Consider the following 14635-nt stretch of genomic DNA (forward strand, 5'->3'; position numbering starts at 1 on the left):
TGTCGCTGGTGGTCACCGTCCAGGACGTGCTGGGCCTCTATCGCGACAAGCAGGTGATCGACACGCCGGCCCTGAAGAGCCTGGTCGTCCGCGACGTCGATGCGCGCATGCTGCGGGTGGGCCTGGCCTGGACCTTCGGGACCGGCAAGGGCCGCAAGGATCCCGGTTTCGACTTCCAGGGCCCCGGCGGACCGCCGCAGTAGGAGGCGGTCCACCGACCCGACCGCCTAGAACGTCTTGCGCAGCCGCAGCGTCACGAAGGTGCGCGGATTGATGTCGCGCTCTTCGGTGAACTTCACCGGGCGAGGGTTCGTGCGGCTGGAATAGACCTCGCGGCGGATGACGAAGTCGTCCCAGATGTTCAGTTGGGCGCGCAGGGCCAGGGTCGGGGTCGGCTTGTACTCGACGAAGCTCTCGACATAGCCCGCCCCGCGCCAGCCGCTGGTCTGGTCCGGATCATAGGTGCCCAGGCCCAGCAGCGGCAGCCAGTTGACGCCCCACTGGGTCTTCCAAGCGGTGATGTCCTGCTGGAAACCGATATTGGCCTGGGTGGGCCGCACGTCCGAGATCGGTCGGTCCTTGTGGGTGGTCGGATCGGTGACGTGGGTCTCGTTCCAGTCGTTCTTGAAGGTGAACCGGCCGCCCTTGATCCCCCACTTGTCGGTGGGCACCACGATGTTGACCGACAACCGGTCCAGCGTGCCGTTGCCGATGTTGCCCGTGGCCGACAGGCCGCCGTCCAGCGGCAGGCGGTCGATCACGTCGATGATCTCGTCGTGGCGATAGCCGACCGAGATGATGCCCTCGCCCCAGAACCGGCGCTCGAAGGTGACTTCCGAGATCCAGCGCTGCTCGGGTTTCAGATCGACATTGCCGCCGTACACGTTGCCGTCGTCGAGATCCGACGAGGCGGCGAAGTCGCCGAAGTCCAGCTGGCCCAGCTCGCGTTCGAAGCGGAACCGCACCTGGTGGTTGGCCTTGGGCGTCCAGGTCGCCTGGAAGCGGGGCTTGGCGTAGAAGAAGCTCTCCTCGGCCGAGGCGTCGCCGGTCTGCTTGATCGTCGAGGTCTCCAGCCGCAGGCCGCCCTCCAGGGTGATGCGCGGGTTCACCCGCCAGGTGCCCTTGGCGAAGGCCTCGCCGCGCAGCTCCTCGACCTTGACCGAGGCGCTGGGCAGGTCGATCGCCACGCCGCCTTCGCTATAGGCCTGGTGGGTGTCCAGCATGTTGTAGGCCAGCTCGCCGCCGGCCTCGAGGGTCAGGGCCGCGCTGCGTTCGTGGCGCACCAGGGCGCGGATGATCGATTCCGACGAATCGCCGTTGGCGGTGAAGCGCTGGGCGGGGAGGACGACGCCCTTCTCGGTCTCGTCGCCGGTCGCGACCTCGTCGAACTTTTCGAACTGGTGGATCAGCCGGGTCTCCAGCGTCCACTTGGGCTTCAGCGGCCGGATATAGGTCAGGCCCAGTTCGCCCGACTTGGTGTCCTCGGCATAGGCGCTGCGCGAGCGGTCCGGGCCGCCCGTCACCCCGATGGTCTGCCATTCCTGCCAGTCGTGGATGCCGTACTGGGCTGTGGCCTCCAGCTTGCCGCCGGCCGCGGGGGCCGAATAGTTCAGGCGGATCGAGTCGCCGCCGCCCCAGCCGTCGTTGGCGAAGGGCAGGTCGGACAGCAGCGCGCCGGCCCCGTCGCGGACGATGCTGCGGCCCGTGCCGTTGGAGTCGCTGGTGCTGGTGCCGTCGCTGAGCAGTACGCTCCAGCTGCGCTCGCCGCTCTTGGCCGTGAACTGGTAGCTGCCGCCCCAGACGTYGTGGCCGCCGTCGAACAGGCTGGCGTTCCAGGTGACGATCGACTGGCGGCTGGCGGCCGTCTTCAGGATCACGTTCACCACCACCGAATAGCCCTGCATGTCGATGCCGGGCGCGCCGCCGCGGATCAGCTCGATGCGGTCGACCTGGCCGGCGGGGGTGCGCTCCAGCACGTCGGTGCCGGCGTCGTTCTTCGAGGCGGGGCGGTTGTTGTTGATCAGGATGTTGCCGACCGAACCCTCGAAGCCGCGCGTCCCGGCCCCGTCGTCGGGCGAGAAGCCCGGCACGCGCTCGACCATGTCCAGAGCGGTGTTGGGGCGCTGGGCGGCGAAGAAGTCGGGGGTGAAGACCAGCACGCCCTTCTGGGCGGCGTCGTCCAGGGGAGCCTGGCTGGTGGGGCCGGTCGGGATCGGCGCCTGGGCGGCCTGCGGCGCATCGGCGGCGTGAGCCGAGCCGGCGGCGGCGATCGAAAGCGCGGCGGCGGTCGCCAGCAGCATGGTCTTGGTCATCGTGTCATCCCCTCAGATGACCCGATACCTGCCGACCTAGGACGTTCATCTCAAGTTACAAGGCGGAAAGGTGCATTACTTCGAAGACACATTACACGCCGTCCATGTTCCTCGACCATCAAGCCTGTGGATAAGACTGGTGAATGCGTCGTTAAGACTTGGCGAGATCAGTAGCGGGGACACGCGCAAGCGCGTGTCCCCAGCGGCCCTTGGGCCACCAGCCCTAGGAAGCGTCGGCCTCGGCCGGGCTTTCGCGGAATTCGTCCGCCGGGATGAAGGCGGCGCCTTCGTCGTCGAGAACCCATGCCCCCATGAACGTGGGATGCTCCGGATCGAGATCCTCGTCGATCAGGTCGCCCTCGTAGAGGCCGACATTGCTGTAGTCGAAGTCCAGCGAGAGCTGATGGGCGAGGTCCAGCATTTCTTCGGCCATACGGCGCGAGTATCCGAGCGCCTCGCTCTCGTTGCCGAATTCGTTCGAAAGCGTACTCACCTCGACAGCATCGCTGCCTTGGGTCGCACTGGTCGTGACGATGGTGTAGGCGGGCATGGTCATCTCTCGTGAGGCTAGGTCCCTCACTAACCCGTTCGCTTGCCGAACCCGGCCCTTATTCTGAAAAAATCCGCCCGCCTGCGACAACGGGACACCGCCGGGCGTGGCCGAAGATCAGCGCTCGCCGCGGTCGTCCCGCTTGGTCGCGCGATAGACCTTCTGAAGCCCGCCGAGGCGGCGGCGCTCGGCGTTCTTGGCCACGCGGTCGGCCTTCTCTTCCACCGCGGCCAGTTCCAGCCCCAGCTTCTGGAAGCTCGCCCAGCGGTCGGGGTCGAGCGCGCCGCTTCGCAGCGCTTCGCGAATCGCGCAGCCGGGTTCGTTGGCGTGGCCGCAGTCGTTGAACCGGCAGGTTTCGGCCAAGCGCTCGATGTCGTCGAACACCACGCTCAGGCCGTCCTCGGCGTCGATCAGCCCGACCTCCCGAACGCCGGGCGTGTCGACGATCAGACCGCCGCCGGGCAGCAGGACCAGTTGCCGGTGGCTGGTGGTGTGGCGTCCCTGGTCGTCGCCTTCGCGGATCGCCTGGGTCGCCATGCGCTGCTCGCCCAGGAGCACGTTGACCAGGGTGGACTTGCCGACGCCCGACGAACCGATCAGCACGCAGGTCTCGCCCGACGCCAGGTGGGCCAGCAGGGCGTCGAGGCCCAGGCCCTGTCGCGCCGAGATGACAACGACGGGGCAGCCGGCCGCCAGGGCTTCCACCTCGGCGGCCTGGGCTTGCGGTTCGACGCAGAGGTCAGATTTGGTCAGCACCACCACGGGGCGCGCGCCGCTCTGCCAGGCGGCGGCCAGATAGCGCTCGATCCGGCGCGGATTGAGATCGCCGTTCATCGAGGTGACGATGAAGGCCACGTCGATATTGGCGGCGACGACCTGCGGCGTCTGCGGGCTGTCGGCGGCCCGCCGCACGAAGGCGGTGCGGCGCGGCAGGACGGCGTGGATGGTGGCGGTGCGTTCGACGAGGTTCGTGGACAGCGCCACCCAGTCGCCGACGGCCGGATGGCCGGCCTCCTGGGCCTCGTGGCGCAAGCGGCCGGAAGGCTTGGCGCGCAGCTCGCCCGCGTCGGTGGCCACCAGATATCCGTTCCGCTGCTGGACGACGACGCGCCCAGGAACGTGACCTGCCTGGGCGTGCGGTTCGAAGGCCCGCGCCAGCAGATCGGACCATCCATATTGCTCGATCAAGGCGGGGTCTTCCAAATCGCCGGCGAGGTTGCCGGACCGTCGTGTATCTCTCTTTAGCCTCAATCCTTATCGAGCTGGAAATAGGCAGTGGGGCTGCCTTCGGCGTGAGCGACGACGGCCACGTCGAGCTTCGCCCCGTCGTCGAGGGTCAAATGAACGCGTCCGGCCCGGAAGGCGGCCCGCATGGCGTCTGGATCTCCGGTGACGGAGCCCTTTCCGCCGCGGCGGCCATTGACGGCGTTGACGAGGTGAATCGAGAATTCGACGGGCTGGACGTCGCGCGCGATGGTCAGCGCGCCGGTCCCGGTGCGAGGCGGTTTGGGATTTGTGGGCATGCACTCCAAACGCCCCGCTCGGCATATCGCTCCGGGGCGGGCGTCTCCCCTGCTTTTGGGATCCTCTTCCCCCATCGCCCCGCCTAGGCTATAGCCCCGCCCAATGACCTGTACGCCGCACCATCACGGTCGCCACCACCATCCGACCTCGCCTCGCGGGATCGGCCGGGTTCGTTCGCTCTAAGCGACGCCCAGCCTGAGCCCCGCCCAAGGCGGATGGGGCTTCGTACAAGCGCCATCCGTCGAGACCTTCTTCCAGGACCCGACGCAGCTCATGACCGACCAGACCCTCCCCGGCGACACCTTCCGCCCCGAAGCCCGCAACCCGCGCGGGTTCGCCGACAAGCGCGCCCGCGACCTGCGGGCCGAGCGGGCGATCCTGGAGGCCGTGTCGGCCGTCTATGAGCGCTACGGCTTCGAGGCGCTGGACACCGGGTCGTTCGAATATGCCGACGCGCTTGGCAAGTTCCTGCCCGACAGCGATCGTCCCAACGAAGGGGTGTTCGCCCTGCAGGACGACGACGACCAGTGGATGGCGCTGCGCTACGACCTGACCGCGCCCCTGGCCCGCTTCGCCGCCCAGAACTGGGAGACCCTGCCCAAGCCGTTCCGCCGCTACGCCTTCGGGCCGGTGTGGCGCAACGAGAAGCCGGGCCCGGGGCGGTTCCGCGAGTTCATCCAGTGCGACGCCGACACCGTCGGCTCGGCCCGTCCCGAGGCCGACGCCGAGATCATCGCCATGGCCGTCGAGGGTTTGCAGGCGGCGGGCCTGCCGCGCGGCGCGGCGGTGCTGAAGATCAACAATCGCAAGCTCCTGAACGGCCTGCTGACCTCGGCCGGGGTCGAGACCAACGGCCAGAAGCTGGGCGTGCTGCGCGCCGTCGACAAGCTGGACCGCCTGGGCGTGGAGGGCGTGCGCCTGCTGCTGGGCGAGGGCCGGCTGGACGAGAGCGGCGCCTTCACCAAGGGCGCGGGCCTGGTGGGCAAGGCGATCGACTCGGTGCTGGACTTCGTCCAGGCGGGCCCAATGGGGGGTATTGGCGGTCGCTCGGACACGCTGGCCAAGATCGCCAACGTGATCGGCGGTTCGGCCGAGGGCGACGAGGGGCTGGAGGAACTGGCCAAGATCGACGCGGCGCTGAAGAGCCTGGGCGTGGCCGACGACCAGGCGCTGTTCGAGCCGTCGATCGTCCGTGGGCTGGAATACTACACCGGCGCGGTGTTCGAGGCCGAGCTGCTGCTGTCGACCACGGACGACAAGGGCCAGAAGGTCAGCTTCGGCTCGATCGGCGGCGGCGGGCGCTATGACGACCTGGTGGCGCGGTTCACCGGCCAGGTGACGCCCGCGACGGGCTTCTCGTTCGGCGTCTCGCGCCTGGCGGCGGCGCTGCGGGCGGCGGGGCGCGAGCCCGGCGGCGCGGCGCGCGGACCGGTCGTGGTGATCAATTTCGACCAGGCGCACATGGGTGAGTATTTCGCCGTGGTCACCGAACTGCGCAACGCGGGCGTTCCGGCCGAGGTCTATCTCGGAACCTCGGGCATGCGGCCGCAGATGAAATATGCCGACCGCCGCATGGCGCCGGCGGCCATCATGCTGGGCGGTGACGAGATCGCGGCCGGCACGGTGACGATCAAGGACCTGGACCTGGGTCGCGAGCTGGCCGCCGGGGTGGCCGACAACGCCGCCTGGAAGGCCGAGCGGCCCGGCCAGCAGACCATCCCGCGCGACCAGCTGGTCGCGGCGGTCAAGACGATCATCGGGGGTTGATGTGAGGCTCGAGCGTTCCCTTCCGGCGGAGGCGCTCGACGCCATCCGCACTCCGTTCTTGTCGGCCGGCGCCACGCCGACCGACGCGCCCGTGCTGCAGCCCCTGGGCCTGCTGCTGGACCTGGCCGGCGAGGCCATGCGCTCGCGGCTGTTCGTGGTCTCCGGCGATGCGGGCGAGGAGGCCTGCCTGCGCCCCGACTTCACCGTCGCCATCGCCCGCACCCATCTGGAGCGCGGGAACGGGGCCCAAGGAAACGGGCAAGGCCGATACTTCTATGAAGGCAAGGCGTTCCGCGTCGCGCCGCGCGGCAGCGACCGGGCCGAGGAGTTCCTGCAGATCGGCGTCGAGGCCTTCGAGGCCGGCGACCCCGTGGCCGCCGACGCCGAGATCGCCGCCCTGGCCTGGGCCTCGTCGGCCGCCGGCGGACGCGACGACCTGACCCTGCTGCTGGGCGACGTCAGCCTGTTCGGGGCCTTCGTCGACAGCCTGGGCCTGACCCCGCCGCTGGGCGCGCGGCTGAAGCGGGCCTTCACCAAGCCCCGTCAGCTGAAGATCGAGCTCGAAGGCGGCGGTGAGGCCGTGACCGGCGAGCAGAGCCGCATCGCCGCCTTGTTGGCCGGCCTGCCGGAGGCCGAGGCCTCGGCGGTCCTTCAAGAGCTGTGGTCCCTGGCCGGCATCGAGCCGGTGGGCGGCCGTCGTCCCGCCGAGATCGCCCACCGCCTGGTCGAGCGGGCCCAGGCCGTGCAGGCCGGGGCGTTGTCGGCCGGCGAGGCCGACGCGGTGCGAGCCTTCCTGGCGGTCAGCGACCGTCCGGGCGCGGCGCTGGACGCCGTCTCTGCCTTGGGCGGTCCGCAACGGGCGGCGCTGGATGCGGCCCTGGACGGCTGGCGCAAGCGGCTGGCCGGCATGACGACGCGGGGCGTGCCGGAAGACCGCATGCAATTGACCGCCGCCTTCGGCCGGGCCTTCGGCTATTACGACGGCTTCCTGTTCGAGGTGCGCAGCGCCGCGCTGGACGAGGAGCGCCCCGTGGCGGCCGGCGGTCGCTATGACGGCCTGCCAGCCCGGTTGGGATCCGAAACGAAAACCGGCGCGGTGGGCTGCATGGTCCGTCCCGCGCGAGCCTATGCGGGAGGCGGCGAATGACTGTTCCAATGATCTTCGCCATTCCGTCGAAAGGCCGCTTGAAGGAGCAGGTCGAGGCCTGGCTGGCCGAGTGCGGCTTCCGGCTGGAGATGTCGGGCGGTTCGCGCGGCTATAGCGCCGAGCTGTCGGGCCTGCCGGGCGTGTCGGTGCGGCTGCTGTCGGCCGGCGACATCGCCGCGGGCCTGGACAGCGGCGAGCTGCACCTGGGCGTCACCGGCGAGGACCTGCTGCGCGAGCGGGGCGAGGACATGGACAGCCGGGTCATGCTGCTGCGGGCCCTGGGCTTCGGCCGCGCCGACCTGGTGGTCACCGCCCCCAAGAGCTGGCTGGACGTCGACACCATGGCCGACATCGACGAGGTCGGGCACGCCCACCTCGCCAAGACCGGCCGCCGCCTGCGGGTGGCCACCAAATACGTCACCCAGACCCGGGCCTTCTTCGCCCGCCACGGCGTGGCCGACTACCGGATCGTCGAAAGCAGCGGGGCCACCGAGGGGGCGCCGGCGGCCGGCGCGGCCGAGCTGGTCGTCGACATCACCACCACGGGCGCGACTCTGGCGGCCAACGGGCTGAAGATCCTGTCGGACGGGGTGATCCTCAAGAGCCAGGCCCAGTTGACCGCTTCGCTGATCACGCCTTGGACGCCCGGCCAGATCGACTCGCTGGCGCGACTGCTGGCGGTGGTCGAGGCCAAGGGGCGTGCCGCGAAACTGGCCACTCTGGTCTGGCCGGCCGAGCAGGATGCGGCGGGCCAGGCGGCGGTGGCGCCGTTCGTCGGCCAGGGCGCGCGCCGCGCCAACGGCGCCCTGCTGGCCACGGCCGACCTGTTCGAAGCAGCCGCCGCCCTGGGCGCCGCTGGAGTCGAGCCGGTCACCGTCTCGCGCCCCGACTACGTCTTCGAGTCGCGGTCGGCGGTTCTGGACAAGCTTCGGGAAAGGTTGGATCGGTAAGTTTTGACTGAGTTGTCAAAAAACTGGTGAGAGATCAGTGATAAGTTTGACCCGCCAGTCCAATCTAACGGTTTTATGTCAAAAATATCGCTAACCCTTACGGATTCACGATCGTTGCCGTTGACACCATCTCGGATTTGCCGTTTCTAACCGTTGCAAGGAAGAAACGAGCCCAAAGAGAGCTCCCTTCCTTCGGCGTTTCGGGGAGGAAACGCCCACCTAGATCGAATGATCGAGAAATAGCCGGACCCGTCGCGATTATCCCCCGCGACGGGTTTGGTGTATCTGGGGTCTGGTTTCAGTTTTTGACGCAACCGATAAAAACGGCGGCTCCGCGATGCGGGCCGCCGTTTTTGCGTTTGGGGACATGCCCTTGCGGCGTGTCCCCCCCAGCATCAGCCCACGCCGGCCGTCCGGCCTCCGCGCGTTGGTCGGGGACTGTCGCCCGGCTTGACGTCGAAGGCGCCGTACCAGCCGGCCTGGTTCCGGATCGTGCCGTTGACGCGGTAATAGGCCGGCGAGTGGGGGTCGCTGACCACCTGCTGGCGCAGGGCGTCGTCCCGGATCTTCGAGCGCCACACCTGGGCCCAGCCCAGATAGACCCGCTGGTCGCCGGTGAAGCCGTCGATCACCGGGGCCGGCTTGCCGCCCAGCGAGGCGTGATAGGCCTGCAGGGCGAAGGCCAGGCCGCCCATGTCGCCGATGTTCTCGCCCATGGTCAGGGCGCCGTTGACCTTGGCGCCGGGCAGAGGCTCGAACGCGCCGTACTGGGCGCCCAGCTTGTCGGCCTGGGCCTTGAACTTGGCGGCGTCCTCGGCGGTCCACCAGTCGCGCAGCACGCCCTTGCCGTCCGACTTGCGGCCCTGGTCATCGAAGCCGTGGCTGATCTCGTGGCCGATCACCCCGCCGATGCCGCCGTAGTTGACGGCCGGGTCGGCGTCGGGATGGAAGAACGGGGCCTGCAGGATGGCGGCCGGGAACACGATCTCGTTCAGCGGCGGGTTGTAGTAGGCGTTGACCGTCTGCGGGGTCATGCCCCACTCGCTCTTGTCGACCGGCTCGTTCAGGCGCTCGACATCGTGGCGCCACTCGAAGGCGTTCGAGCGCAGGGCGTTGCCGTAGACGTCGTCGGCCTTGATCTCCAGCTTGGAATAGTCGCGCCATTTGTCGGGATAGCCGATCTTGACGGTGAAGCTGGCCAGCTTGTCCTGGGCCTGGGCCTTGGTCTGCGGCGACATCCAGTCCAGGGTCTCCAGGCGGGTCTTCAGCACTGAACGGATGTTGCCGACCAGGTCGATCATCTTGGCCTTGGACTCGGGCGGGAAGTAGCGGGCCACATAGACGCGGCCGACCGCCTCGCCCAACTGGCCGTTGACGGTCGCCACGCCGCGCTTCCAGCGAGGCTTCTGCTCGGGCTGGCCCGCCAGGGTCTTGTTGCGGAACTCGAAGCCGGCGTCGACGAAGCGCTTGGACAGCATGGGCGCGGCCCCGTCGGCCACCTTGAACGCCTGCCAGGCCTTCAGGGTGTCCAGCGGGGTGTCGGCATAGACCTTGGCGAACTTGGGGAAGGCGGTGTTGGTGGTCACCACCACGCGGTCGATCTTGGGCAGTTCGGTCCCGACCAGATAGCGGTTCCAGGCGAAGCCCGGGGTCAGGGCCTGCAGCTCGGCCAGGGTGGCGGGATTGTAGGTCTTGTCGCGGTCGCGGCGCTCGGCCCGGGTCCACGAGGCCTCGGCCAGCTGGGTCTCGAAGGCGACGATCGCCTTGGCGTTCTGCGCCGGATTATCCCAGCCAATCATGGTGAGCAGTTGAGCGACATAGGCCTCATAGGCGGTCTTCTTCTCGGCGAACTTGGCGTCGAGATAGTAGTCGCGGTCGGGCAGGCTGAGGCCGCCGGTCGTGGCGTAGACGGCGTAGCGCGTCGGGTTCTTGGCGTCGGCGCTAATGCCCAGGCCAAGGATCGCCGAGAAGCCGGTGGTCGGGTTGCGGCCCATCAGGGCGGTGAAGTCGTCCTTGCTGCCGACCTTGCGGATGTCGGCCAGCTCGCCGGCGATCGGCTTGGCGTCCAGCTTCTCGGCCAGGGCCTCGTCCATGAACGCCTTGTAGGCGGCGCCGATCTTGACCGTGTCGGCGTCGGGCGTCTTGCTCGCGGCGGCTTCGGTGATGATCGCCTGGGTGCGGGCTTCCGACAGCTCGGCCAGCTTGTCGAAATTGCCGTAGCGGGTGCGGTCGCTGGGGATGGCGGTGTTGGCGTCCCAAGTCCCGTTGGCGAACTTGTAGAAGTCGTCGCCCGGCTTGACCGAACGGTCCATGCCCGCCGCGTCGAAGCCCCAGGTCCCGTAGCGCGGCGACTCCAGCGACATCGTCGCCGGGCCGGCCGCGGGGGTGTCGGCGGCGACGAACAGCGACTGCACGGTGCAGGCGTCGTTGACGCAGGCGTGGTCGTGGTCCTCACGCGCTTGCGCGCCGAAGGCCGACAGGGACAGCGCGGCCGTGGCGGCGGCTGCGAACCAGACTCGTTTCATGGAAGGGCGATCCGTTGGAAAAACCGAACCGCGACTTGGCCATCCCGGGGGCGGTTTCGTCCCTTACTTTTTTGTCATGTTTCAGTGGTGGTCGTGCATGCCGGCCATCGGATCGGCCGAACCGCCGGCTTTCGGGGCGCCGGATTCCACCGACAAATCGATCCTCATCTTCCGGCCGCCGTCGAACACCAGGGTCACGGGGACCTTGCCGCCCAGGGCCTGGGCGCTGGTCAGGCCCATCAGCATCAGGTGATAGCCGCCGGGTGAGAAGGCCACGGTCGCGCCGGGCGCGATTGCCAGGCCGCCGGCCACCGGGCGCATCGAGGACACGCCATTGGTCATGCTGCTCTGGTGGATCGTCACCGACTTGGCGGCGGGGCTTTCGACGGCGATTAGCTTGACCGGCTTGGCGCCGACATTGGTCACGGTCAGGTAGCCGACGCCGTTCATGCCGGCCTGGGCGGGGCGGGTCCACGGGCGGCGGACCTCGATCCCGCCGGCGCGGTAGTCGCCCGCGAAGGCCTGGCCAGGCAAGAGGGGCGCCACGAAGGCGGGAAGGGCGACGGCGGCGAGGGCCGCGAGGGCGAAGCGGTTCATGGGGTTTCTCGACATCAGTGTTTCATGCCCGGCATCGAGGGCATTTGTTCGGCGGCGGCGGGGATCAGGCGCACGGTCGGGGCCGGGCGGGTCAGTTTCTCACCGGGGCGTTCGGGGTCGGGGATCTCGGTCCACTGGCTTTCGCCCTTCTCGCAGGTCTGGATCACCGGGAAGACCAGGGATCCAGCCCCCGCTTTCTCCGTGAGAGGCGGCAGCTTCATCAGCAGGGCGAAGTCGTCGAACTGGTCGTCGGGCAGGCGGCCGGTCCAGGTGACGGCGGTGGCCCTGTCGCCCTCCTTCTCGACGTCGATCGTCCAGCCCGTCTTGGGCTGCGGCCGGGCCGAGGCCACCGCGTCGGGGATCTCGACCCGCAGCTTCAGCGTGGTGTCGCCAGCCCCGCAGGCATGGCCCACGCGGAAGGCGATGGCGGAATAGGAGCCGGCCTTGGCCTCGCCCGGCGCGGCGACGACGTGGGCCAAGGCGGGGACGGGAGCCAGCAGGGCCAGCAAGGTGATCAGCGGAATTTTCATGGCTCTTTCCTCCCTCAGAAATCGACCGTGACGCCGCCGAACACCGACCGGCCGTCGCCCGGCCAGAGCGTGGCGGTCGCGGCAGTCCAGGTCACGGCGGCCTGGGTGTTGGATACGTAGGCCTTGTCCGTCAGGTTGCGCGCGTCGAGGAACAGCGACACCTGGTCGCTGATCTTCCAGCCGGCGTTCAAATTCAGGATCGCATAGGCGGGCGCCTTTTTGGTGTTGGCGTAGTCGATCCACTGGTCGCTGGCCGACCACTCGACCGATGGGGCCAGGAACCAGCCGCGCGGGTCGTCGTAGCGGACCTCCGAACGGTAGAAGTTCTGCGGTACGATCGGCAGGCGATTGTCGCGGAACTGGACGTCGTCCTTGAAGCGGAAGTCAGACCAGGTCCAGGTCTGGCGGATGCGCCAGCGCGGAGCCACGGTCCAGTCCAGCGCCGCCTCGATCCCCTGGTGAACCGTCTTGTCGGCGTTGAAGGTCGAGGCCGGGATCGACGAACTGACCGCATATTGCAGCATCTCGTCCTTCAGATCGGCGCGGTACAGGGTGATGTCATAGGTGAACGGCCCCTTGTGGCCGCGCGCCCCGACCTCGCCGGTCCAGGCCTTCTGGGCGCGGACGGGCGTGAAGCCGGTGTTGGTCGGGCTCATCGAACTGAAGTTCGGCGGTTCGACCGAGCGGGTGAGGTTGGCGAAGACCTGGTTTCCGGCCTCGTCCTGCCACAGCAGCCCGATGCGCGGCGACAGCCAGTCATAGGTCTTGTCAGCCTTGAGGTTGAATGTGCCCAGCACGCCGGGGATCGCGAAGCTCGTATAGTCCCGCTCCGCCTGGCCCCAGGTCGCGCCGGCCACGACGGCCACGCGGTCGGTGACGAACAGGCGGCCTTCGCCGAATACGTCGACGGCCTTGGCGTTCTGCAACGTCCGCGACGTCGGCGCGCCGCGAGCGCCGCGGATATTGGCGTAGAAGTTGGAGTCCAGGTCGCCGGTCCGATACCAGGCGCCGAAGAAGGCGTCGGCCCGCTTGCCGCCAAGCTCGCCGTCCCAGTCGAAGCGGCCGAAGACGCCGTAGTTGCGGCTCTGCTGGTCGATGACCTGGAAGATCGGGTGGTCCAGGTCCTTCCACACCGCATAGGCCGCGCCCTCGAACACCAGTTGGTCGTTCAGCCGCCAGCTCGTGCGCAGCGAGCCACGCAGGCCGCGCTGGTTGCGACCCTGGTCGCTGGCGGCGTTGGCGGCGGCGGTCTGGCGCGGGTCCTGGTTGAACTGGGCCACGGTCAGGGCGCCGGGGATCTCCTGATTGACGTTGGAGCCGTTGATGATGAAGCGGACCTCGCGGTCCTGACCGAACGCGCGGCCGATGTTCAAGGACCCGAACTGGATGTTCTGCTGGCTCTGTGAACGCCAGCCCTGGGCGGTCTGGTTGGTGACGGCGGCGAAGACGTCCCAATCGCCGGCCCCGTCTCTAGATTGGCGGGCGATGGCGAGGTGCTCACGGCCCAGGCCGAACGAACCGCCGTCCAGGCGGACCTGATTGTCGAACCCGGCGTCCTTGCCCGTGGGCGTGACCAGGTTGATCGCCCCGCCCAGCAGGGCTCCGCCGAAGCGCAGGGCGTTGCCGCCGCGATAGACCTCGGCGTAGCGGGTGTTCAGCGGGTCGGCGACCTGGCTGTCGCCGTAGCCGTCGGCCTCGTTCAGCGGCACGCCGTCCTGGGCCAGCAGCAGGCCGCGATTGTGGCTGGCGTTGCCGATCCCCGAGCCGCGGATCGAGATGCGGACATCCCCGCCCCACTTGCGCTGGGCGTAGACGCCGGGCGCGTCGCGCAGCATGTCGTCCAGGGCCAGGGCCTGGCGATCGATGTAGGATTCCTGGGAGATCACCGAGACGCCGCCGGGGGTCTCGGACAGACGCCGACGGGCGGCCGCCACGACCGGCGGATCCTCGGGATTGGGACGGGCGGTGACGATGACCGAGTCGACGGTGGCGCGCTGGTCGTTTTCGGCCGCGTAGGCGGCGGACGACAGGAGGCAGAACGTGGCGCCGGCCAGAAGGGCCAGGCGGAAGGAATTGGACATGAAAAGAGCCCCGAAAGCATGACGACGCGCGTCGGCATGCGGCCGTAACGCGCGAGACGAAGGTCAGGCGATCAGGCGGCGGGTGGTCCTTGCCCCGGCGGACGCGGCGGGGCGCGGGCCATGGCGACGCCGGTCAGGGCGGCGCGGGGGGCGGCTTCGAGGCGGGCGCTGTAGAGCACCGGGGCGACGGCGATGTCGGGCGGGGTGGTGGTGGCCAGGGCGACCGCCACGCACTGGGCGCAGGGCAGGCCGCCGAACCCCCCTTTGGAATTGGGGGCGGGATCCTTCTTGCCGATCACGTCGCCCAAAGCGCCATTGGCGACTTCCACCGACTTGGCGCCGTCGGCCGTGCAGATCAGCACCGACTGGCCGGAAGCGTCGTGGGCCATGGCCGCGGCCGGCATCAGGGCCTGGACGAGCAGGGCCAGCATCGCCAGCAGGGCGATGGGCCAGGTCGACCGGGTCTGGGCGCGGCGGGGGCTCATGATGGGGCGTCCGTAAGCGCTCGTGGACCTTTGGTCAACGTACCCCATTGATCCGCTCATCCCGGCGAATGCCGGGACCCAGATCCTAAAGCGGAAAGGCTGGAGGAACTCGGCATTCCTGGCGTCAGCCGCACCGCTATTCCATCTGGGTCCCGGCATTCGCCGGG

13 protein-coding genes are annotated in these 14635 nt (G+C 68.8%); 4 read left to right on the top strand and 9 right to left on the bottom strand.

What is annotated here, in order from left to right:
• On the top strand, positions 1–203 hold a 203-nt coding region (locus AC1DZ6_RS16810; protein WP_477098289.1), incomplete at its 5' end, for a hypothetical protein.
• Positions 204–227: 24 nt separating this feature from the next.
• On the opposite strand, the gene AC1DZ6_RS16815 is transcribed toward AC1DZ6_RS16810, so the two are convergent.
• The 4 genes from AC1DZ6_RS16815 to AC1DZ6_RS16830 form a co-directional block, all read right to left on the bottom strand.
• Entirely contained in the window at positions 228–2312 is a 2085-nt protein-coding gene (locus tag AC1DZ6_RS16815) for a TonB-dependent receptor plug domain-containing protein (protein ID WP_477098290.1), read from the bottom strand.
• Between the two features lie 223 nt (positions 2313–2535).
• Complete coding sequence (locus tag AC1DZ6_RS16820; protein WP_477098291.1) at positions 2536–2862, bottom strand: hypothetical protein; 327 nt, start codon at positions 2860–2862, stop codon at positions 2536–2538.
• Positions 2863–2979: 117 nt separating this feature from the next.
• Positions 2980–4050 carry a ribosome small subunit-dependent GTPase A gene (gene rsgA, locus AC1DZ6_RS16825; RefSeq protein WP_477098292.1) on the bottom strand — a complete coding sequence of 357 codons (1071 nt, stop codon included), beginning with the start codon at positions 4048–4050 and terminating at the stop codon, positions 2980–2982.
• 59 nt (positions 4051–4109) lie between these two features.
• The gene (locus AC1DZ6_RS16830; RefSeq protein WP_477098301.1) at positions 4110–4385 is read right to left on the bottom strand and encodes a hypothetical protein; all 276 of its coding nucleotides are present in this window, start codon (positions 4383–4385) and stop codon (positions 4110–4112) included.
• A 274-nt stretch (positions 4386–4659) separates the two neighbouring features.
• Between AC1DZ6_RS16830 and hisS the strand changes: the two genes are divergently transcribed.
• From hisS to hisG, 3 genes are read left to right on the top strand one after another with little or no spacing between them, the layout of a single operon-like run.
• Positions 4660–6153 (top strand): histidine--tRNA ligase, encoded by a 1494-nt coding sequence (gene hisS / locus AC1DZ6_RS16835; RefSeq protein ID WP_477098293.1) that lies wholly within the window; start codon positions 4660–4662, stop codon positions 6151–6153.
• A gap of 1 nt (position 6154) precedes the next feature.
• Positions 6155–7300, top strand: a complete 1146-nt coding sequence (locus tag AC1DZ6_RS16840; RefSeq protein WP_477098294.1) for an ATP phosphoribosyltransferase regulatory subunit — start codon at positions 6155–6157, stop codon at positions 7298–7300.
• The gene (gene hisG, locus AC1DZ6_RS16845; protein WP_477098295.1) at positions 7297–8250 is read left to right on the top strand and encodes an ATP phosphoribosyltransferase; all 954 of its coding nucleotides are present in this window, start codon (positions 7297–7299) and stop codon (positions 8248–8250) included. Before AC1DZ6_RS16840 ends, hisG begins: the two co-directional genes overlap by 4 nt.
• Before the next feature lie 395 nt (positions 8251–8645).
• On the opposite strand, the gene AC1DZ6_RS16850 is transcribed toward hisG, so the two are convergent.
• The 5 genes from AC1DZ6_RS16850 to AC1DZ6_RS16870 all read right to left on the bottom strand — a co-directional run bounded on the left by AC1DZ6_RS16850 (position 8646) and on the right by AC1DZ6_RS16870 (position 14468).
• A complete protein-coding gene (locus AC1DZ6_RS16850) occupies positions 8646–10775 on the bottom strand; it encodes a M13 family metallopeptidase (RefSeq protein WP_477098296.1) in 2130 nt (709 codons plus the stop codon).
• 81 nt (positions 10776–10856) lie between these two features.
• Positions 10857–11372, bottom strand: coding sequence for a copper chaperone PCu(A)C (locus tag AC1DZ6_RS16855; protein WP_477098297.1), 516 nt, complete (start codon positions 11370–11372; stop codon positions 10857–10859).
• A 14-nt stretch (positions 11373–11386) separates the two neighbouring features.
• Positions 11387–11902, bottom strand: coding sequence for a YcnI family copper-binding membrane protein (locus tag AC1DZ6_RS16860; protein WP_477098298.1), 516 nt, complete (start codon positions 11900–11902; stop codon positions 11387–11389).
• 14 nt (positions 11903–11916) lie between these two features.
• Positions 11917–13983 carry a TonB-dependent receptor family protein gene (locus AC1DZ6_RS16865; RefSeq protein WP_477098299.1) on the bottom strand — a complete coding sequence of 689 codons (2067 nt, stop codon included), beginning with the start codon at positions 13981–13983 and terminating at the stop codon, positions 11917–11919.
• Between the two features lie 71 nt (positions 13984–14054).
• Positions 14055–14468: a DUF2946 family protein gene (locus AC1DZ6_RS16870; protein WP_477098300.1), complete on the bottom strand. Its 414-nt coding sequence runs from the start codon at positions 14466–14468 to the stop codon at positions 14055–14057.
• Between the last annotated feature and the right edge of the window lie 167 nt (positions 14469–14635).

Source organism: Caulobacter sp. P1_B12_2, assembly GCF_056406675.1.